Origin of the sequence: Streptomyces dioscori (genome assembly GCF_003024195.1) — a bacterium.
Classification (GTDB): Bacteria; Actinomycetota; Actinomycetes; order Streptomycetales; family Streptomycetaceae; genus Streptomyces; species Streptomyces dioscori.
Genome location: NZ_KZ679049.1, coordinates 186,805 through 206,492, shown reverse-complemented (window position 1 = coordinate 206,492; position 19,688 = coordinate 186,805). Strand labels below are relative to the sequence as shown.

The window sequence follows — 19,688 nt, the reverse complement described above, 5'->3', positions numbered from 1 at the left end:
GGACGGACAACACTTCGGTGCCTCTATGGCACGGGCCGACGGGTGCGCCCCGTAAGGGGCGCGGGGAACGGCGCGCTCAGCCACGACGCACCCGCAGTGGACGGACAACACTTCGGTGCCTCTATGGCACGGGCCGACGGGTGCGCCCCGTAAGGGGCGCGGGGAACGGCGCGCTCAGCCACAACGCACCCGCAGCGGAAGAACAACGCCTGGCCACCCCCTAAGGGGCGCGGGGAACGGCGCGACAAGCCACAACGCACCCGCACCCGACCAACACGCTTACCCGCCCTGCCGAGGCCCGCTCTGCCAGTAAGCCTGTTCCTGCCACGCGCCCCCGCCCGAGGGCCCCCGCTCAAGCCCTCGCGCAGGCCCCTGACACCCCTGCGCCGCCGCGATGGCCAACGCCACGAGCAACGTGACCACCACGAACACGAACAGCCGCTGCCGCAACAGCCGCGGATTCGCGGGCCGCCGCCCGGTCCCGGTGGCCCGGGGCCCGGTCCGGGGGCCGGTTCGGGGCCCGGACCGCCCCGTCCCGCTACGAGGCGCCCCGCCCCGACTCCCGGACTGTCCGCCCCGACTCCCGGACTGCCCGGTCCTGCTGCCGGACCCGGACCCGGACCCGGATGCCGCCGAGGACCCGGACCCGGACCCGGGCCGGGGAGATCCACCCCGCGAGGGAGCCGGCGGCCGCGCCCCCGACCGCGAGGCCGAACCGTTCCCCCGCGCCCCGGAAGACCCCTGCGTACGCCGCTGAGTCCGCTGCTCCGGATAGTCGCCGTAATCGTCGGGGAGCCGCCCGGTGGGCCGGTCGGCCTCCGCCGCACGGGGAGCGGGCGGCCGAGCCTCACCCATACCGTGCGCCTCCCGCGCCGCGATCTCCTTGAGCCGCATCGACAACTGCAGCGTGCTGGGCCGTTCTTCGGGATCCTTCGCCAGACAGGCGCGGACGAGAGGGGCCAGCGCGTCGGGCACACCGTGCAGTTGCGGCTCCTCGTGCACGACCCGGTAGAGCATCACTTCGGAACTGCCGTGCCCGAAGGGCGAGTCCTGCGTCGCGGCGTACGCCAGCGTCGCGCCGAGCGCGAAGACATCCGTGGCCGGCGTGACCGCCGCACCCCGCACCTGCTCCGGCGCGAGGAACCCGGGCGACCCCACGGCCGTCCCCACGTGCGTGAGCGTGCTCGCCCCGGTCGCCCAGGCGATACCGAAGTCGATGATGCGCGGCCCCTTCGGGGACAGCAGGATGTTCGACGGCTTCAGGTCCCGGTGGACGACACCGGCCTCGTGCACGGCGACGAGCCCCTCGGAGAGGGCGGCGCCGACGGCCGCGACCTCCGACGCGAAGAGCGGTCCGTCCTCGGTGACCTTGTCGTGCAGCGAGGGTCCGGGAACGTACTGCGTCGCGAACCAGGGCCGCTCGGCCTCCAGGTCCGCGGCGACGAGCCGCGCGGTGCACCCGCCCCTGATCCGCCGCGCCGCCGACACCTCGCGGGCGAAGCGCGACCTGAACTCCTGGTCCTCCGCGAGGTCGGGTCTGATCACCTTCAGCGCGACCCGCTGGCCACGCCGGTCGGAGCCCAGATAGACAACGCCCATCCCGCCCGCGCCGAGCCGTCGGTGAAGCCTGAACGAGCCGACGACACGCGGGTCCTCGCGCCTCAGGCGCATCATCGCCATGTCCATCCCCGCTGCCCGGTCCGTTTGACGAGCCACAGCTTACGTTTCCGCGGCCGGGTGCGCGCAGAGGCCGCGCCCTCGCGGCCCGACCGATTGTCAGTGCCGGGTGGGAAACTTGAGAGGTGGTCAGGGGACGGGGGACCGCGGCGGCGTTGAGCTGCGCGGATTCCCAACCATCGCTCGCAGAAGGGGGATTGGGCCCGTGAAGGGTGATCGCGTGGAGATAGTGGTCGACGCGGGGGACACGACCCGTACGTACGAGGTGGTGGCCAGCCGGGCGGGCCGTCGGGTGGAGACGGCGGTCCGCAGAGGGGTGGTCGAAGTGAGCGAAGTCACCCGAAGTGGATCAGTTGTCCGGACGGCCCGCTTCATAGCCACCAGGGTGCTCGCACTCGTCGAACAACCGGTCCCCAGGGAGGACAGCTCGGAACAGACCGGACGTCCCCTCCGGGAAACCCCCGAGACCTAGGACCTCTTCTCCACCCAGGGGAGTACTCCGCAGGTCACCGCTCATCCTCCGGGAGGCCCGGTAATAGGTACGAGGGCATGACGACCCGCACGCCCCTCCCGCCTAGATTTGTTGTCAAGCGGCGGGTGGCAGCACTCGTCCCCCGAGGTCAGACACTCGCCGCTGCCAGATATCGGACGTCGGACCTCGTCAGAGGCCGGACACCGGAAGCTTTTCAACAGAACGGTCAGGAGAGGGACCATGGCTGACACGGCATCGCGGGCGATGATCCGCACACAGGGACGCAGGGCGTACACCGCCGCGTTCGGGCCCAGCCGGTCCGGTCGGCGCCACCCCCTGGTGGCGACGGCCATGGTTCTCCCTCTGGCCACCCTGCTCGTAGTCGTCTTCGGCGGCTGGGAGGCAGTGGTCACACAGGCGTCGTCCGTGGGCGTGATGCTGGGGCGCTGAGCGGCGCCCCAGGCCCGGAAGAGCGGTCCGGGCGGGGACATCCGGCCATGAAACCCCGTGGGGACGGGGGTGCGGCGGACGGCAAAAGATGCGGGCGCAGCTGGGGAGCTGCGCCCGCATTGCTTTGCCTGCGTACGCTCCTGGGACCCTGTGGACCCGCCCACGAGGGACGGGACCGGCACCCGCCGCCCACACGGGACAGAACCTGACGGGACCTGACAGAAGCAGACGGGACCGGGACGTACGACTTGAGGGGGACCCGAGTGACCGCAGATGTGCTGCCCGCGCTCAGGGCGAAGGTGCGGGCCGCCGCCCATGCGGCCGCGGAGGTCTGCGTCTGCGGCAGGGACACCTCCGTGCTGGCCGACCGGCCCGACGGCACCGTCGTCCGGCACGGCGGCACGGTGGCGAAGGCGCACGCCGCCGGCACCGACCCCACGGAGCTCGCGGCGCGGCTGGCCGTGGCCGCGCACCCCGCGCTCGACGGCATCCTCCTGCCGCCGCACGGGCCGGGCCCGGCCGAGTTGGACGGCAGGCCGGTCACCTTCTGGTCCTACGGCACTCCCGTGGACCGCGATGACCCCGACGCCGCTCCCTGGGAAGAAGCCGCGACCCTCCTCGCGAGACTCCACCGCACTCCCGACTCCGTCCTGCCGCCCGGCCTGCCTCCCATGCGGGGCCCGGCGAAGGCGGCCCGCGCGGTCGCCAAGCTCCTGGCGGCGGGCCCGCACCCGGCGGCCGCCCCCGTTCTGCGTGCCTGGGCCGTCCTGCCCGCCTGGGCGCGGGACGAGGCCCCGATGCCGGACCTGGGCACGCTGTGCCACGGCGACCTCCACCTGGGCCAGCTGGTGCGGTCGGGCAGCGGCGACTGGCTGCTCATCGACATCGACGACCTCGGCCGGGGCGATCCCGCCTGGGACCTGGCCCGCCCCGCGGCCTGGTTCGCCTGCGGGCTCCTGGCGCCCGACGAGTGGACCCGCTTCCTCACCGCGTACCGCAGGGCCGGGGGCACGGCCGTCCCGGCGGACAGCGATCCCTGGCCGGCTCTCGACGTCCCGGCCCGCGCCTTGAGCGTGCAGACCGCGGCCTTGGCGATCGCCAAGTCGGTTGCGGAGGGGCGCTCGTTGGACGAGGTCGAGACGTCCGTGATCGACGCGTGTGACCGAATGGCAGCGCACCCGCCGGAGTTGGCGGGAGACTGCGCGACGTAGGGTGCAACCGACCGCAGCCGGACAGAGTCTGTCCTGGCGGAAGCAGTACCGACAGGCGAGGAGTTGAGCCGAGCATGCAGTGTCCGAAGTGCCATGCGCCGATGCACACGTACAACCGCAATGGTGTCCAGATCGAGCAGTGCAGCGGCTGCCGCGGGATCTTTCTCGACTACGGCGAGCTGGAGTCACTGACCCGTATGGAAGGCCAGTGGTCGCAGCCCGGCCCGCCGCCCCCGGGCGCCCCGCAGGCCTACCCGTCCGCCCCCGCCCCCGCCTGGGGCGCTCCGCAGCACGGCGGTCATGGCGGGCACGGTGGCCACTACGGCCACGGTCACAAGCGTCAGAAGAGCTTCGGCCACATGCTCTTCTCCTCCTGACCGTTCGCGGCCGGCCCTGACCGGTCAGGGCCGATTCCGAGGAACGACGAAGCCCCCGACCGTACGAGACGGCCGGGGGCTTCGGCTGGTGCGCGATACTGGGATTGAACCAGTGACCTCTTCCGTGTCAGGGAAGCGCTCTCCCGCTGAGCTAATCGCGCGGGTGGGACCTGCTGGTGATCCGTACTGCTCAGGTACTTCGTGCTACTCGTACTTCCTACTGCCTGTGCTGCGTGCGCGATACTGGGATTGAACCAGTGACCTCTTCCGTGTCAGGGAAGCGCTCTCCCGCTGAGCTAATCGCGCGGGACCGGATCCCACCGAACCTACCGGCGGATCCAGTGGACGATACTGGGATTGAACCAGTGACCTCTTCCGTGTCAGGGAAGCGCTCTCCCGCTGAGCTAATCGTCCTTGGAGGTGGAGACGGGATTTGAACCCGTGTAGACGGCTTTGCAGGCCGTTGCCTCGCCTCTCGGCCACTCCACCAGGAGTGCGGGGGGTCGGGAAGATCCCCCACTTCCTGCGAGCGGACGACCAGGTTCGAACTGGCGACCTCAACCTTGGCAAGGTTGCGCTCTACCAACTGAGCTACGTCCGCTTGTCGTTTCCGGTCGGCTCTCGCGTCCCGGCGACGTGTTGAACTCTAGCGGATACCGGGGCCAGCACAAAAACGCGTTTGCGCAGCGTGCTGCGTTACGCCCGCTCCAGGACACGGCCGAGGCACCCGCAGGTCACCCACCATAGACTCACGGTTGTGCACGACCTCCCAGCTCTCGCCCGCTTCGGCGGCCTCGTCGCGACCGGCCTCGTCGATGTCACGGACGACCCCGCGGCCCTCGACTCCAGTGGCTTCTGGGCCGTGAGCGCCGACTTCGAGGGCCGTGTCGTCTGTGCCCGATTCGCGGATGTACGACCCGAAGCCGTACCCGCCCCGGTACCGGGGAAGTGGAGGGGAGCCGCCGCCGGCGACTGGACGTCGTCGCTCGACCGCGCCGCGTACATGACGGGTGTACGCCGCATACGGGAGCTCATCGCCACGGGCGAGGTGTACCAGGCGAACCTCTGCCGGGTCCTGTCCGCGCCCATCGCCCCGGACGCCGACGTGGACGCGCTGACCGCCCTGCTGGCACGCGGCAACCCGGCCCCGTACGCCGGAACGATTCGGCTGCCCGGCCACGGGGTCGAGATCGCCACCGCGTCCCCCGAACTCTTCCTGCGCCGCGCCGGCCGTGCCGTCGAATCGGGTCCGATCAAGGGCACAGGGCGCACCGAGGCGGACCTCCTCGAAAAGGACCACGCCGAGAACGTGATGATCGTGGACCTGGTCCGCAACGACCTGGGCCGGGTGTGCGCCACGGGCAGCGTGACCGTGCCCGACCTGTGCGTCGTCGAGAAGCACCCCGGGCTCGTCCACCTCGTCTCCACCGTCCGCGGCGAACTGTGCGAGGACGCGGGCTGGCCGGAGCTGCTGGGCGCGGCCTTCCCGCCCGGCTCCGTCACCGGCGCCCCCAAGTCCAGCGCCCTGCGGATCATCGAAGAACTGGAGACGGCCCCCCGCGGGCCGTACTGCGGCGGCATCGGCTGGGTCGACGCCGACCGCGGCACCGGGGAACTGGCCGTCGGGATCCGCACCTTCTGGCTCGACCGGGCCGAGGGTGTGCTGCGCTTCGGTTCCGGCGCGGGCATCACCTGGGGCTCGGACCCCCTGCGCGAGTGGGAGGAGACCGAGCTGAAAGCCTCCCGGCTGCTCGCTGTAGCGTCGGGGGAGTACCCAGGGGCGTACGAAGCGGGTGAGGCGGGTGGGCTCACGTCCGCGCTGGGCCCCGGGGTCTCCGGCCGGAAGCGCACGTCAGGCCGGTGACCCGGCACGTTCTCGGCGTTCTCGTGAGGTGAGGTTCAGTGAAGATCTGGCTCGACGGCGGGCTGCAGGACAGCGGGTCGGCCCGCGTCTCCGTGTTCGACCACGGGCTGACCGTGGGCGACGGCATCTTCGAGACGGTGAAGGCGACCGACGGGCGTACCTTCGCGCTCACCAGGCATCTCGACCGCCTGGCGCGCTCGGCGAGCGGCCTCGGACTGCCCGAGCCCGACCGCGACGAGGTGCTCAGGGCCTGCGCGGCCGTCCTGGACGCGAATCCCATGCCGCTCGGGCGCCTGCGGATCACGTACACCGGCGGGCACGGGCCGCTCGGCTCCGACCGTGGGGAGCAGGGGCCGACCCTGGTCGTGGCGCTGGCGGAGTCCGGCCGCCGCCCCGACTCCACCGCCGTGATCACCGTCCCCTGGACCCGCAACGAGCGCGGCGCGCTGACGGGCCTCAAGACGACCTCGTACGCCGAGAACGTCGTCGCCCTCGCCCGCGCGCGTGAGCAGGGTGGGTCCGAGGCGCTGTTCGCGAACACGGTCGGGCAGCTCTGCGAGGGCACGGGGTCCAATGTCTTCGTCGTCCTCGACGGCGAGATCCACACCCCGCCCGTCGCCTCCGGTTGCCTCGCGGGCATCACCCGCGCCCTCACCGTCGAGTGGACCGGTGCCACGGAGACCGACCTTCCGTTCGACGTCCTGGAGCGGGCCGAGGAGGTCTTCCTCACCTCGTCGCTGCGGGATGTGCAGGCCGTGCACCGGGTCGACGACCGCGAACTGCCGGGCGCGCCGGGCCCGGTGACCGCGAAGGCCATGCGGATCTTCGCTGAGCGGGCCGCCGACGACCTCGACCCCTGAGCCGTTCCTCGGGACGGTTGCTGTGGCGGCCGTCGACTTGGTCCCTGTCGGCCGCACGCGGTCATTCACCGGAACCACCCGCCGAACTCGATGGCGTGAGGGTGTCCGGACGGGTACAACACCCCTGATGACCACCACCCTGCGGCCGACCGAGCCGCTTCAGCGCGACGCCGACGGGGCGCTCTCCCGCCACTACACGGTGTGTGTGAACAGCCGTCCCGTGGGCGCGATACATCTCACCACCGACCCCGGTTCCGGCCCGCCCGTCGCCCGGCTCCGCGAACTGGGCATCGAGGAGCCGGACCGGGGGCGCGGCCGGGGCACCGTGGCCGCGCTCGCCGCGGAGGAGGTGGCGCGCGGCTGGGGCTGCCGGCGGATCGAGGTGTCGGTACCCGCCGGCGCGGCACGGGCCCTGCGACTCGCCACGGCCCTCGGTTACGTGGTCCGCAACCGCGCGCTGGAGAAGCGGCTCGGCGCGACCGCGCCCGAACTCCCGGCAGGCAGCCGGGGGCGCCCCATGACGGAGGCCGAGTTCGACTCCTGGGTGGTACGGGCCAAGGAGGCCTACGCCCAGGAGTGGATCGCCCGCGGGGTACCGGAGGCCGAGGCCCGCGACAAGGCGGACCGGGACAACGCGGCCTTGCTGCCGGACGGGCTCGGCAGCGCGGGCACGGACCTCGACGTCCTGGAGCACGACGGAACTCCGGTGGGCGTGCTGTGGGTGGCGGCGCGTGACGGCTGGGCGTTCGTCTACCGCGTCGACGCCGACGAGAGACACCGGGGCAGGGGACACGGCCGCTCGCTGATGCTGCTGGCGGAGGCGCGGGCGGGCGCAGCCGGACGCGCCGGTGTCCGCCTCAACGTCTTCGCGGGCAACACCCCGGCCGAGCGGCTCTACGAGTCACTCGGCTACGAGACGACGACGTACCACTTGTACAAGGACCTGCTCTAGGGCGTTTCTGAAGGCTGTACGGGCGGTGGTCGTCAGGCGTCCTGCCCGGCCAGCAGCCGGTCCACGATCTCCTCGACGCGCTCGCGCAGCCCGTCCTGGCTCATGCCGCCGTCGAGGCGCTCGCCGTCGATGACGTACGTCGGCGTGCCGGTCACGCCGATGGCCTTGCCCTCGGCCTGGTCGGCGTCGACGATCAGGATGTGCCGGCCGTCGATGAGGGCCGTGTCGAACTCCTCGACGTCCAGGCCGAGCCCGCGGGCCACATCGAGGAGGACCGCCTCCCCGTCGCGGTCCAGCTCCGACACCCGCTCCAGCACCGCCTCGACGTACGGCCAGGCCTTGCCCTGTTCCGCGGCCTCCTCGGCGGCCTGGGCCGCCGCGAACGCGTGCTTGTGCTTCTCCAGCGGGAAGTGCCGCAGCCGCAGCTCCAGCCGGTCGCCGTAGCGGGCACGCAGCGCGCGCAGGTCGTCGAGGGCACTGCGGCAGTCCGGGCACTGCAGTTCGCACCAGATGTCCAGGACGGGGACGGCGGGGCGGGCGGGGGAGGAGTCGCTCATGGGGCCAGTCTCCCAGCCGGGGCCCGCGCGTCCCAACCGGGACCTCCGGGCGGCCCCGGGTCCGGCCGGTACCTGGACCGGCCACCTGGACCGATCACCGGGCAGGCCACCGGGCAGGCCACCTGGACCGGCACCTGGACCGGCACCTCAGGAGGACCCGACCCGGAGATGTCCCTGAGGTCTCCCCGGACCATGGCATACCGGGCGTGCGGCGGTGCAGGATGGAAGGGACGAAGTGCCCCTGACCGACCCGCCCGCCCTGCCTGGAGGACCGGATGATTGCCGAGACCGTCTGTTCCGCCGTGGCCGCGGCAGGCCTGGGCATCGCCGCGGTCACCGCGTACCGCAAGCGTTTCCTGACGGCGGCCCGCCTTGCCGCGTATTCGCTGGTGCCGCTCGGTCTGGTGATGACCGGGGTCGTCGAATGGGCGGCCGACACGGCCTTCAGCCCGACGGCCTGGGCCGGTTTCGGCGTGCTCGGGGCGGCCTGGCTGCTGTTCATGACCACGCGCGCGGTGGAGCGGCGTTCGGGCGGCACCCGCAAGGAGCGCAGGGCGGCCAGGGCCGCGCAGCGCGAGGCGGTGGCTCCGGCGGCCTCGGCTCCCTCGCTGGGCCCGGCGGCGGCCCGCCCCGCGGCCCGTCCCGAGAGCAAGCCACGCAAGGCCGCGGCGGGGGAGGACTTCAGCGACATCGAGGCCATCCTGAAAAAGCACGGCATATGAAGAATCAGCGGCACGCGAGAAACGTCTGATCCACCGCAGAGAGCGGGAGAGCCGGAGCCCCAGAAGGACCTGAGAGCCGGAGAGACCTGGATAGCCGGAGAACTGGATGAGCACCCGGCCACGCTCCGCAGCCGCCCTCCGCGGTGGCCCTCCACGACCGCTCGCACCCGCCTATCCCAGATCGTGGAACACCGTGTCACGGATTTCGGCTAACTCCCCCATAATCCGGGCGTGTTGATCGCGTAGGGCGTCCCGGCTGCGTCATCATCGCGGCGAGATGCTGGACACAACCCAGAGCGACACCGTTGTTCCTCCCGAGGAACGGCGGGGTTGTCTCTTCGCGCTTTCTCAGCCACCGCTGATGATCTTCCTTGCGGTGATCGGCTGTTTGCTGCTCATGGCTTCGCTGCACGATCTGCTGCTGCTCTGAGCCGTACGCGGAGTCCCCGGCGTCACCCGCTGAGGACTCCGTCAGCCTGCCGCTTCCTTGCGCCGTGCCCGGTAGGCGGCCACATGCAGGCGGTTTCCGCAGGTGCGGCTGTCGCAGTAGCGACGGGAGCGGTTGCGGGAGAGGTCGACGAAGGCGTGGCGGCAGTCCGGTGCCTCACAGCGGCGCAGCCGCTCCTCTTCTCCGGCCACCACGAAGAACGCCAGCGCCATGCCGCAGTCCGCGGCGAGATGGTCGGCGACGGACGCGCCGGGCGCGAAGTAGTGCACATGCCAGTCGTAGCCGTCGTGGTTCGTGAGCCGCGGGGTGGTGCCGGCGGCGGCGACCAGTTCGTTGATGAGCGAGGCGGCGGTACGGGCGTCGGGGGCGGCGAAGACCGCGGCGAAGCGCCCCCGGATCCGGCGCACCGCGGAGAGGTCGAGCTCGGACAGGGTGCCGACATCGCTCATGTTGTGTTTTCGCACGAAGTCGAGCAGCGCCGCGAGGTTCGCGAGTCCGTCCGGGGTGTCGTCCTCCGGTGCGGTGTTCACCAGATCGACCACGGTGTCGAGGGCGCACCGGGTGTCGTGGGTGATCAGCACGTTTCGCTCCCTGGCCTGAAGGTCGGGCAACCGCCCGCCGATGCTGGCCGATGCTAGCGGCTCCCGCCCGAAGCGACCTCGCCCCGACCCCGCGATCCAGACGACGTGCACCCCCGCCCACCGAGGGGCGCGGGGAACGGCGCGCTCAGCCAGGTCCGGCGGTCAGGGCGCATACGTCGTGCACCCCCGCCCACCGAGGGGTGCGGGGAACGGCGCACTCGGTTCAAGGGCCCGCACTCGCCAACGAACAGACACTTCCACCCAGCCCACCCAGCCCCACGCAGTCGCAACAAGGGCGCCCGCCCAACCCCACCGCACAGGCGCCGCCCCCGCGGCCAACGCGGAGACGGCGCCCATGTCATCCATATGCGGTTGTCTGAGCCCGAGCCGTCTCCCCGAGTGGACGGCGCCGGGCGGCTTGGTACGAAGGCTCGTCCTAGCTTTCGGCCAGGATGTGTGAGAGCTCCGTATCGAGATCGAAGTGCCGGTGTTCCGTGCCGGGAGGCACGGCGGCGTCGGTGCGCTTCAGGAACGACTCCAGGGCCCGCGCAGGGGCCTCCAGCAGAGCTTCGCCCTCCGGAGAGCTCAGGGCGATGCACACGACGCCCTGACCGTGACTGCGGGACGGCCAGACTCGGACGTCGCCGGTACCGGTGGGCCGGTGCAGGCCCTCGGCGAGAAGGTCGCGGGCGAACACCCACTCGACAGTCTCCTCCGCTCCGGTGTGGAAGGTGGCGTGCACGGCGTAGGGATCGGCCGTGTCGTACCGCAGGCCTGCGGGGACAGGCAGAGAGGACTCGCTCGACACAACGAGGCGCAGGTGCAGCTCGCAGCTGACCGTGGTGTTCATAAGCGCCAGGGCCTTTCGCTCAGTGTGCGCTCGGGGATTCGCACGTCGGCGAAATCGACATGCCACCTACGGTGCCGTTGTAAACCCCTCTGAGTGTTTTGCGTGTCTTTAGGTACCTCATACGGCGGAGTCCTCGTTCGCGTACTACGACCATTCCGGTGACCGGTTTCCGTCCGGTAGGGTTTGGCCGTATGAATACGGGGAGTGACCGAACGGGGGAGGCCGCCGTGGCGGCCGACGAAACCACGACTGAGCCGGCGCTCGGATCCCGTGCGCCGCAATTCATCAAGGCACGCCGCATGCTGCACCTGAGCTGGCAGGTGGGCGTGTTCGTAGTAGGCCTCGCGGTCGTCGTAGCCGGCGTGATCATGCTGCCGCTGCCCGGCCCGGGCTGGCTGGTGATCTTCGGCGGTATGGCGATCTGGGCGACGGAGTTCGTCTGGGCGCAGCTGGTCCTCCGCTGGACGAAACGGAAAGTCACCGAGGCCACACAGAAAGCTCTCGACCCGAAGGTCCGGCGCCGCAACATCATCCTGACGACCATCGGGCTGGTGATCATCGCCGCACTGGTCGGGGTGTACGTGTGGAAGTTCGGCATCGAGATGCCGTGGAACATCAAGGAGTAGCGGGCGGTTCACGCTCTTCCGGGCCGGTCGGATGCACGCCCTGACATGGGGTAATCTTCTTCCTGCGCCCGGGCGATTAGCTCAGCGGGAGAGCGCTTCGTTCACACCGAAGAGGTCACTGGTTCGATCCCAGTATCGCCCACAACCGATAGGCGGTTTGGGTCCACGAGTTCCGTGGACCCAAACCGCCTATCGCCGTTCCGGACGGCATCACCTCCGACCACCGGACGTTCAGCCGCAGCCGCAGCGGGGCCGCAGCACTTCGCGGTCGGCGTTGACGTGCGTCCAGTGGTCCCCGGCTTTCGGTCGCGCCCCCGGCCCCCGGCCCTCGCGGGATGCGAGGAGCTCGTCCGGAGCCGCCTCACAGGGGCATGCGACCCCCTGGAGCGGCTCGGAGCCGCGGCGTCGAAGAGGCATCGCGACCCGGTCGCTCCAGGTCACCTCAGGCGCCCCGGCCCGCCCCGGGTGGCAGCTCCCGCGTAAGGCGGCCGCCCCTCGGAAGCCCTCGACGGAGCGCCCCCGCAGAACCCTCCCTGCGAAAGGCGCCTCACGGGTGAGCCCGCCCCCGGACGCGGCGCCTCTCGAAAGGTCGCCCCCGGAGGGCGGTCGAGCGGAGAGGTATCGCGCCCCCCCGAAGGGCACCTCCTGGCGGTGCACCCTCCCCGACAGGGGCACCCCCCCAGGGCATCCCAGGCGGTGCACCCCCTCAGGCAGGAACGCCCCCAGGCAGTGCTGCACCCTCCCTGGCAGGAAGCGCCCCCGCCAGGGAGCACCCACAAGCAGGGCGCCCCCCCGGCAGGGCACCCCTCCCTTTCAGCCCCCCGCCCCCCCCAATCCCACCCCCTCACATTCCCGTTCGACCACCCGACCCACCCCGCTCTACCTGCGGAGTCCCCCAACTCCGCAGTCAATTCGCCCCAGTTCACGTCGGCGCGTTCGTGAGCCGGTTCACATCAATTCCTGTCCGAATCATTGACGGCCGCGAAGGGCCTCCGTACCTTGTGCCAGCAAGCGCTTACTTGAAACGATTCATGGCAGCGGACAGTGACGTCGCGAGGAGGCCCGACTGTGGGGATAAACGGGAGTGTCGAGAGGCGGACGGTCCTCAAGGCGGCCGGGGCGTCGCTCGCGGCGGCGGGGCTGGCGGCGACCACGGGCTGTGGGGGAGACGGCGGCGGATCGGGCGACGGCACGGTCGAGATCCGCTTCGCCTGGTGGGGCGCCGAGGAGCGCGCCAAACGCATCAACCAGTCCATCAAGCTCTTCGAGAAGAAGTACCCGAAGATCAAGGTGAAGACGGACTTCCAGGATTACGTTGCCTTTTGGGAGAAGTTCCAGACCCAGGCCGCGGGCGGAAATCCGCCGGACGTATTCCAGAACGCGGTCGCATTCCTGCGGAAGTACGACAAGAGAAGCGTTCTGCTCGACCTCAAGTCGCAAGTGGACGCGGGAAATCTGGACCTCAAGAACTTCCGCGCCGGAGTCGAGAAGGTCGGCGAGATCGACGGGAAACTCCTCGGCGTACCCGTCGGCTCCAACACCATGTCACTCGTCATCGACGAGAAAGTCTTCAAGGCCGCCGGCGTGAAGGCCGAACAGGGCTGGACCTGGGACGAGTACTTCGCCGCGCTCAAGAAGATCCACGACACCCAGAAGGTGCCGGGGGACAGCGGCTACTTCGGCATCATGTATCTCTACGACCTCTTTCTGCGCCAGAACGGCAAGGCGTTCTTCACCGAGGACGGACTCGGCTTCGAGGAGACCGATCTGACGGAGTGGTGGCAGGACGGCTACAACCGCGTGAAGGCCGGAATCGTCACCGACCCGAAGAAGGTCGAGCAGCTCAAGCCCAAGTCCGCGCTGGCCTCCGGTGACGCCGCGTCCGAGTTCACCTGGGACAACTTCACCGTGCGCTACGCCACGGAGGGAGACAGCAGCTACGGCCTGGCGCCGATCCCCACGACCGACGGCAAGGAGACCGGCCAGTACCTCGGCTCGCTCATGCTGAGCGGTTTCGCGCGGACCAAGCACCCGAAGGAAGTCGCCCAGTTCATCTCCTTCATGGTGCACGACCCCGAGGTCGGCAAGATCATGGGCTACGACCGCGGCCTCCTCTCCACCACCGAGCAGTTCGACGCGTACAAGCCGACCGACGCCCCCAACCAGGCGATCGCGAAGTACGAGGCGGACGTCGCCGAGGCCGGACTGCTCGGCACGATCACGCCGCACCCGGCGGGCGCCGACACCGTGGAAGCCGCGTTCCTGCGGGTCGCCGGTGACATGTCGACGGGCAAGACCAAGGTCTCCGACGCGGTCAAGCAGTTCTTCTCCGAGGCGAAGACCGCCCTCGCCACCTGATGGGAACAGCAGTGACGACGCTCATCAAGGACTCTCCGCCGGATGCCCCGGCGAAGCGTCCCGGCCGCCCCGTCGCCGTGCGGCGACGGGGCCGCCGGGAGAACCTGGCCGGCTATCTCTTCATGTCCCCCTGGATCGCGGGCTTTCTGCTGCTGACCGCGGGGCCCATGGCCGCATCGCTCTATTTCGCGTTCACCGACTACAACCTCTTCGACTCCCCGAAGTGGATCGGTTTCGACAACTTCACCAGGATGCTCGACGACCCCCGGTGGCAGAAGTCGGTCGAGGTGACGGCGAAGTACGTCGTCATCGGCACCCCGCTGAAGCTGCTGCTCGCGCTCGGGGTGGCCCTGCTGCTCGCCCAGAGCCGCCGCGGACAGGCCTTCTACCGGGCCGCGTTCTACGCCCCCTCGCTGATCGGCGCGAGCGTGTCCATCGGCTTCGTCTGGCGCGCGCTGTTCTCCGACGACGCCGCCGTGGACCGTACGCAGTCGTTCTTCGGGTTCGACGTGGGCGGCTGGGTCGGCAACCCGGACTGGGTGCTCTACAGCCTGGTGGCACTCACCGTCTGGCAGTTCGGCGCCCCCATGGTCATCTTCCTGGCCGGCCTGAAGCAGGTGCCCAAGGAGCTGTACGAGGCGGCCGAGGTCGACGGCGCGGGACCGTTCAAACGGTTCTGGAGCATCACCCTGCCGATGATTTCCCCGGTGCTGTTCTTCAACGTGCTGCTGGAGACCATCCACTCGTTCCAGATCTTCGGCTCCGCGTACGTCGTCTCCAACGCGACCTGCGGACCGGCCGACTCCACGCTCGTCTACACCTGTTACCTGTACCAGAAGGGGTTCAAGGAGGCCCAGATGGGCTTCGCCTCGGCGATGGCGTGGATGCTGCTGCTCGCCGTGGCCCTGGTGACGGTCGTCCTCTTCTGGTCCCAGAAGCGATGGGTGCACTACGAGGAGGCCTCCCGATGAGCACCACCACGACCACCGGCGTGTCCACGAACACCGGCACCGGCACCGGTACGCGGGCCGCCCCGCCGCGCAAGTCCCTGGCAGTCGGGCGGAAGACCGGCGGGTCGCTCGTGTGGCACATCGGCGCCCTGCTCGTCCTCGCGGTCGTCCTCTATCCCGTCGTCTGGGTCATCGGCGCCTCGTTCAAGCCCAGCCGGGAGATCATCGGCAGTCTGCAGCTCTTCCCGACCAGTCCGATCCTCCAGAACTTCAAGGGGCTGGCCGACGGCATCGCGGACATCTCGATCGCCACGTTCTTCCAGAACTCGCTGTTCTACGCGCTCGGCTCCGTCGCCGGCATCCTGGTCTCCTGCTCGCTGACGGCGTACGCGTTCGCCCGTATCCGGTTCGCCGGGCGCAACCTGATGTTCTCGCTGATGATCGGCACCCTGCTGCTGCCCTACCACGTGCTGCTCATCCCGCAGTACGTGATGTTCCAGAAGATGGAACTGATCAATACGTACGTGCCGCTGCTGATCGGCAAGTTCCTCGCCACCGAGGCGTTCTTCGTCTTTCTCATGGTGCAGTTCATGCGGAACCTGCCCAAGGAGCTGGACGAGGCGGCGCGGCTCGACGGCTGCGGGCATCTGCGGATCTACTGGTCGATCGTGCTGCCACTGTGCCGCCCGGCGCTCATCACCAGTGCGATCTTCACCTTCATCAACGCCTGGAACGACTTCATGGGCCCGCTGATCTACCTCAACGAGCCCGCCAAGTACACCGTCTCCCTCGGCATGATGATGTTCCGCGACCAGGAGGGCGTCGCCAACTACGGCGGCATGATCGCCATGTCGCTGGTGGCGCTGCTCCCCGTGCTGGCCTTCTTCCTCGCCTTCCAGCGCTACCTCATCGACGGCATGGCGACCTCCGGTCTGAAGGGCTGAACCAGGTCATGACCCAGACGCGCACGAAGACCCGTACGGCCACCGCCACCGCCACCGTCGCGCGGCGTGAATCCGCCCTCGCCGAGCGGTTCGCGCTGTTCGCCGAGTGTCTGCTCACCGGGGTGTGGATCGCGGTGGCGTCGCTGGCCGTCGTCACCTATCCGGCCGCTTTCGCGGCCGGGGCACGGCATCTGCGACGGCGTACGGGCCATGAGGCGGGCGGCCGGCGGGAGTTCGTCGCGGACTTCCGCCTGGCCGTGCGCGGCGGGTGGGTCGCCGGGCTCGCAGGCTGGGGCGCAGCCCTCGCGGTGTGGGTGGATGTCCAGGCCGTGCGCGCGGGGATTCCGGGCGGCCCGTTCGTCGGGGCCGTGGGGCTGTTCGCGCTGATCGGGCTGGCCGTCGCCGGGCTGCGCGCGGCGGCGGTCTGGGAGCCCGGCGCCCGGTGGCGGGACCTGCTCGGCGCCGCCGGACGCCGTACCGTCCTGGATCCCGCCGGGTCCTTCCTGCTCGTCGGCGGACTGGCGGTCGTGGGCGTCTCCGGCTGGTTCGTGCCGCCGCTGGCGATCCCCGTCCTGGGGGCCGTCGCGGCGGCGGCCCTCGCCGTGGAGGAACGCGGCCGCGGACGCCGCTGACCGGCGGTTCCCGCTGCGTCGGCCGTCTCGACCGTCCTGGCCGCTCGCCTCGACCGTCCTGACCGCTCCGAACAAGGGTGGCGCTTCGGCGTCACACCTCCCTCTGTCATGCACCTGACCATGAACCTGACCTCCTCGCAAGGAAAGGAAAGGCCATGTCCCCCATCCCCCGCAGGTCCCTCCTCAAGGCGGCCACCGTCGCCGGAGCCGCCGCCCAGTTCAGCTGGGCCCTGGGCGCGCAGGATGCCAGGGCCGCGCAGGCCGCCCCGAGAGCCGAGGCCGCCGACGCGGACCCGGTGACCCTGGACTGGCTGGAGGACGGCGGCCTCGGCGAGGCCCCCGGCTCGACCGTGGGCGTGCCCTGGCCGAAGGGCGCGTACGAAAAGGACCAGACGTTCGCTCTGACCGACGCCGACGGCAAGGCCGTGCCCGTGCAGTCCTGGCCGATCGGCTACTGGCCCGACGGCTCCCTGAAATGGACCGCGCACGCGGTCGGGCCGGGGGCGGGCAGCGGAAAGCTCACCCTCGACGCGGGCTCGCCCGCCGCACCGGAGAAGAAGATCACGGTCGGCAGGAGCGGCGGGACGATCACCGTCTCGACCGGGGTCATCACCGCGAAGATCGGCAGGAGTGGCGCCACCCTCGTCAAGTCCGTCGTCCGCGGCTCGACGGAGATCGCCAAGGACGGCCGCCTCGTGCTGCTGCGCCAGCCCGAGATCGAGGACGGCGACCAGGGCGCCGAGAAGTACGAGCGGTTCGAGAGCGTCATCGCGGAGGCCGAGGTCGAGCAGGACGGACCGGTCCGTGCCGTGGTCCGCATCGACGGCAAGCACCGCAAGGGCGGCCGGAGCTGGCTGCCCTTCTCGGTGCGGCTCTACTTCTACGCCGGCGGCGAGTCGTTCCGCATGGTGCACACGATCACCTTCGACGGCACCCAGGAGCCCGGAAAGGCGAGCGGCGACTTCATCCGCGGGATCGGCGTGCGCTTCAAGGTGCCGATGCGCGACGCCGCGTACGACCGGCACATCCGGATCGGCGGGGAGGGGACCGGGCTGCTGCGCGAGGCGGTCAAGGGGATCACCGGGCTGCGCCGGGACCCGGGCGCGGCCATCCGGACGGCCCAGTTCGAAGGGCAGAAGCTGCCCGACCCGTCGACGTGGGACCAGCGGGTGACCACCCGGCTCCAGTACATCCCCGAATGGGGCGACTACACGCTCTCGCAGCTGTCGGCGGACGGTTTCGGCGTGCGCAAGCGCACCAAGAAGGGACACGGCTGGATCTCCGCGGGCGGAGGACGGCGGGCCAGCGGCTTCGGGTACGTGGGCGGCGCCAGCGGCGGACTCGCCTTCGGACTGCGGGACTTCTGGGAGAAGTTCCCCGCCCAGCTCGACATCCGCGACGCCCAGACCGACGAGGCCGAGGTCACCCTGTGGCTCTGGTCGCCCGAGTCGCAGCCCATGGACCTGCGCTTCTACCACGACGGCATGGGCCAGGACACGTACCCCGAACAGCTCGAAGGCCTCAACATCACCTACGAGGACTACGAGCCCGGCTTCGGCACCCCCTACGGCATCGCCCGCACCAGCGAACTCCTCTTCTGGGCCCACGAGTCGACACCGAGCGCCGCGGCGATGGCGAAACAGGTGGCCGCCGTGCGCAAGCCGGCGCAACTCGCCGCGCCGCCGGGACACCTCATCAAGGCGGGCGTCTTCGGCCGGCTGTTCGCCGAACCGGACCGCTCCACCGCCGCCAAGGCGAAGATCGAGGACCATCTCGACTTCCTCTTCACCTACTACAAGGACCAGGTGGAGATGCGTAGGTGGTACGGCTTCTGGGACTACGGCGACATCATGCACACATACGACCCGAGCCGTCACCAGTGGTGCTACGACGTCGGCGGCTACGCCTGGGACAACTCCGAGCTGTCGCCCGACCTGTGGCTCTGGTTCGCCTACATGCGCTCCGGACGCGCCGACATCTTCCGGTTCGCGGAGGCCATGACCCGGCACACCGGCGAGGTCGACGTCTACCACCTGGGGCAGTGGGCCGGCCTCGGCACCCGGCACGGCGTGCAGCACTACGCGGACAGTGCGAAGCAGCAACGCATCGCCAACACCACCTACCGCCGCTACTACTACTTCCTCACCGGCGACGAACGCGTCGGCGACCTCATGCACGCCAACGTCGACTCCGACGAGACGTTCCTCGTGCTCGACCCCATCCGCAAGATCCGCACCGAGCCGTACGAGCCGGACCGCAACGCCCTCTCGATCGGCTTCGGCACCGACTGGAGCGGGCTCGTGTCGGCGTGGCTCACCGAGTGGGAGCGACGCGGGCCGAAGTGGGAGAAGGCGCGGGCGCGCGTGCTGTCCACGATGGAGACCATCGCCGCGCAGCCGAACGGATTCGTCCAGGGCAGCGCGCTGTACGACCTGGACACCGGGAAGTTCGCCGTCGCGGGCACGGCCGTGGTGGGGGTCTCGCACCTCTCGGCGATGTTCGGGCTCGTCGAGCTGAACGCCGAACTGCTCGACCAGATCGACATGCCGGAGTTCAAGGAGGCGTGGCTCGACTACTGCCGGTACTTCAACGCGACCAAGGCCGAACAGAAGGCCCGTTACGGGTCCGACTTCGGGTCGCTGCTGCTGTTCCAGGGACACTCGCGGCAGGACGCGTACGCGGCAGTGGCGTTGGGCGACGACGCGCTGGCCGCGCGGGCGTGGCGGCAGTTCTACAACAGCGCCGACACGTGGGACTACAAGGAGTCGACCGACTGGTCCACGAAGGAGGTGACGGGACCGGTGGGGCTCGTCGCCGGCAGCGAGGCGCCCTGGGTGTCGACGAACACGACGGCGCTGTACGGGCTGGCGGCCATCCAGAACCTGGCACTGATCGGCGACCAGATGCCGTGACGCTGCCGCTGGGGGTGGGTGTGCGGGTTCGTTGTGTCTGGGCGCGCCCGCCTCGGCGCCCTTCAGGGGCGCGGGGAACTGCGCGGCCGGCCGCGACGTGCGCGCAGTGGCTGACGTGCGCCGGCCCTGGTGCCTTTAGGGGCGCGGGGAACTGCGCGGCCGGCCACGATGTGCGTGCAGTGGCTGATGTGCGCCGGCCTTGGTGCCTTTAGGGGCGCGGGGAACTGCGCGGCCGGCCACGATGT

The 19,688-nt window shown here is 70.3% G+C and carries 19 protein-coding genes and 6 tRNA genes; 16 read left to right on the top strand and 9 right to left on the bottom strand.

The window, feature by feature from the left end; translation table 11 throughout:
* Positions 1 to 279 precede the first annotated feature (279 nt).
* Positions 280 to 1,686 (bottom strand): serine/threonine-protein kinase, encoded by a 1,407-nt coding sequence (locus C6Y14_RS28630; protein ID WP_199854896.1) that lies wholly within the window; start codon positions 1,684 to 1,686, stop codon positions 280 to 282.
* A gap of 196 nt (positions 1,687 to 1,882) precedes the next feature.
* Between C6Y14_RS28630 and C6Y14_RS28625 the strand changes: the two genes are divergently transcribed.
* The 4 genes from C6Y14_RS28625 to C6Y14_RS28610 all read left to right on the top strand — a co-directional run bounded on the left by C6Y14_RS28625 (position 1,883) and on the right by C6Y14_RS28610 (position 4,187).
* Complete coding sequence (locus C6Y14_RS28625; protein ID WP_107019730.1) at positions 1,883 to 2,149, top strand: hypothetical protein; 267 nt, start codon at positions 1,883 to 1,885, stop codon at positions 2,147 to 2,149.
* Positions 2,150 to 2,389: 240 nt separating this feature from the next.
* Entirely contained in the window at positions 2,390 to 2,599 is a 210-nt protein-coding gene (locus tag C6Y14_RS28620) for a hypothetical protein (RefSeq protein WP_107019729.1), read from the top strand.
* Positions 2,600 to 2,862: 263 nt separating this feature from the next.
* Complete coding sequence (locus tag C6Y14_RS28615) at positions 2,863 to 3,810, top strand: aminoglycoside phosphotransferase family protein (RefSeq protein WP_107019728.1); 948 nt, start codon at positions 2,863 to 2,865, stop codon at positions 3,808 to 3,810.
* 74 nt (positions 3,811 to 3,884) lie between these two features.
* Positions 3,885 to 4,187, top strand: coding sequence for a TFIIB-type zinc ribbon-containing protein (locus C6Y14_RS28610; RefSeq protein WP_107019727.1), 303 nt, complete (start codon positions 3,885 to 3,887; stop codon positions 4,185 to 4,187).
* Positions 4,188 to 4,273: 86 nt separating this feature from the next.
* Here the strand turns inward: C6Y14_RS28610 and C6Y14_RS28605 are convergent.
* The 5 genes from C6Y14_RS28605 to C6Y14_RS28585 form a co-directional block, all read right to left on the bottom strand.
* Positions 4,274 to 4,348: transfer RNA gene (locus C6Y14_RS28605), tRNA-Val, on the bottom strand.
* A 73-nt stretch (positions 4,349 to 4,421) separates the two neighbouring features.
* A tRNA-Val gene (locus tag C6Y14_RS28600) sits at positions 4,422 to 4,493 on the bottom strand.
* Positions 4,494 to 4,529: 36 nt separating this feature from the next.
* A tRNA-Val gene (locus C6Y14_RS28595) sits at positions 4,530 to 4,601 on the bottom strand.
* Between the two features lies 1 nt (position 4,602).
* Positions 4,603 to 4,676: transfer RNA gene (locus C6Y14_RS28590), tRNA-Cys, on the bottom strand.
* 39 nt (positions 4,677 to 4,715) lie between these two features.
* Positions 4,716 to 4,788: transfer RNA gene (locus C6Y14_RS28585), tRNA-Gly, on the bottom strand.
* Between the two features lie 156 nt (positions 4,789 to 4,944).
* Here C6Y14_RS28585 and C6Y14_RS28580 point away from each other — a divergent pair.
* The 3 genes from C6Y14_RS28580 (at position 4,945) to C6Y14_RS28570 (ending at position 7,863) form a co-directional block, all read left to right on the top strand.
* On the top strand, positions 4,945 to 6,051 hold the full coding sequence (locus C6Y14_RS28580) for a chorismate-binding protein (protein WP_107019726.1): 1,107 nt from the start codon (positions 4,945 to 4,947) through the stop codon (positions 6,049 to 6,051).
* Positions 6,052 to 6,089: 38 nt separating this feature from the next.
* On the top strand, positions 6,090 to 6,911 hold the full coding sequence (locus tag C6Y14_RS28575) for an aminotransferase class IV (RefSeq protein WP_107019725.1): 822 nt from the start codon (positions 6,090 to 6,092) through the stop codon (positions 6,909 to 6,911).
* A 127-nt stretch (positions 6,912 to 7,038) separates the two neighbouring features.
* Positions 7,039 to 7,863 carry a GNAT family N-acetyltransferase gene (locus C6Y14_RS28570; RefSeq protein WP_107019724.1) on the top strand — a complete coding sequence of 275 codons (825 nt, stop codon included), beginning with the start codon at positions 7,039 to 7,041 and terminating at the stop codon, positions 7,861 to 7,863.
* A gap of 32 nt (positions 7,864 to 7,895) precedes the next feature.
* On the opposite strand, the gene C6Y14_RS28565 is transcribed toward C6Y14_RS28570, so the two are convergent.
* Entirely contained in the window at positions 7,896 to 8,420 is a 525-nt protein-coding gene (locus C6Y14_RS28565) for a DsbA family protein (RefSeq protein ID WP_199854887.1), read from the bottom strand.
* A 275-nt stretch (positions 8,421 to 8,695) separates the two neighbouring features.
* Between C6Y14_RS28565 and C6Y14_RS28560 the strand changes: the two genes are divergently transcribed.
* Positions 8,696 to 9,142, top strand: coding sequence for a hypothetical protein (locus C6Y14_RS28560; RefSeq protein ID WP_107019722.1), 447 nt, complete (start codon positions 8,696 to 8,698; stop codon positions 9,140 to 9,142).
* Positions 9,143 to 9,419: 277 nt separating this feature from the next.
* A complete protein-coding gene (locus C6Y14_RS44645) occupies positions 9,420 to 9,572 on the top strand; it encodes a hypothetical protein (RefSeq protein WP_189772695.1) in 153 nt (50 codons plus the stop codon).
* A 41-nt stretch (positions 9,573 to 9,613) separates the two neighbouring features.
* On the opposite strand, the gene C6Y14_RS28555 is transcribed toward C6Y14_RS44645, so the two are convergent.
* On the bottom strand, positions 9,614 to 10,171 hold the full coding sequence (locus C6Y14_RS28555; protein ID WP_107019721.1) for a CGNR zinc finger domain-containing protein: 558 nt from the start codon (positions 10,169 to 10,171) through the stop codon (positions 9,614 to 9,616).
* Between the two features lie 436 nt (positions 10,172 to 10,607).
* Positions 10,608 to 11,021, bottom strand: coding sequence for an SsgA family sporulation/cell division regulator (locus C6Y14_RS28550; RefSeq protein ID WP_003959770.1), 414 nt, complete (start codon positions 11,019 to 11,021; stop codon positions 10,608 to 10,610).
* A gap of 191 nt (positions 11,022 to 11,212) precedes the next feature.
* Here C6Y14_RS28550 and C6Y14_RS28545 point away from each other — a divergent pair, with 191 nt between their 5' ends.
* The 7 genes from C6Y14_RS28545 (at position 11,213) to C6Y14_RS28515 (ending at position 19,443) form a co-directional block, all read left to right on the top strand.
* On the top strand, positions 11,213 to 11,647 hold the full coding sequence (locus C6Y14_RS28545; protein ID WP_107019720.1) for a TIGR02611 family protein: 435 nt from the start codon (positions 11,213 to 11,215) through the stop codon (positions 11,645 to 11,647).
* Between the two features lie 70 nt (positions 11,648 to 11,717).
* Positions 11,718 to 11,789: transfer RNA gene (locus tag C6Y14_RS28540), tRNA-Val, on the top strand.
* Between the two features lie 926 nt (positions 11,790 to 12,715).
* On the top strand, positions 12,716 to 14,005 hold the full coding sequence (locus tag C6Y14_RS28535) for an extracellular solute-binding protein (protein ID WP_107019719.1): 1,290 nt from the start codon (positions 12,716 to 12,718) through the stop codon (positions 14,003 to 14,005).
* Complete coding sequence (locus C6Y14_RS28530) at positions 14,005 to 14,976, top strand: carbohydrate ABC transporter permease (protein ID WP_107019718.1); 972 nt, start codon at positions 14,005 to 14,007, stop codon at positions 14,974 to 14,976. Before C6Y14_RS28535 ends, C6Y14_RS28530 begins: the two co-directional genes overlap by 1 nt.
* Complete coding sequence (locus tag C6Y14_RS28525; RefSeq protein ID WP_107019717.1) at positions 14,973 to 15,899, top strand: carbohydrate ABC transporter permease; 927 nt, start codon at positions 14,973 to 14,975, stop codon at positions 15,897 to 15,899. The genes C6Y14_RS28530 and C6Y14_RS28525 overlap by 4 nt, the downstream gene beginning before the upstream one ends.
* 8 nt (positions 15,900 to 15,907) lie before the next feature.
* Positions 15,908 to 16,531 (top strand): hypothetical protein, encoded by a 624-nt coding sequence (locus tag C6Y14_RS28520; RefSeq protein WP_107019716.1) that lies wholly within the window; start codon positions 15,908 to 15,910, stop codon positions 16,529 to 16,531.
* Between the two features lie 155 nt (positions 16,532 to 16,686).
* Complete coding sequence (locus C6Y14_RS28515; RefSeq protein ID WP_107019715.1) at positions 16,687 to 19,443, top strand: exo-rhamnogalacturonan lyase family protein; 2,757 nt, start codon at positions 16,687 to 16,689, stop codon at positions 19,441 to 19,443.
* Positions 19,444 to 19,688: the final 245 nt, after the last annotated feature.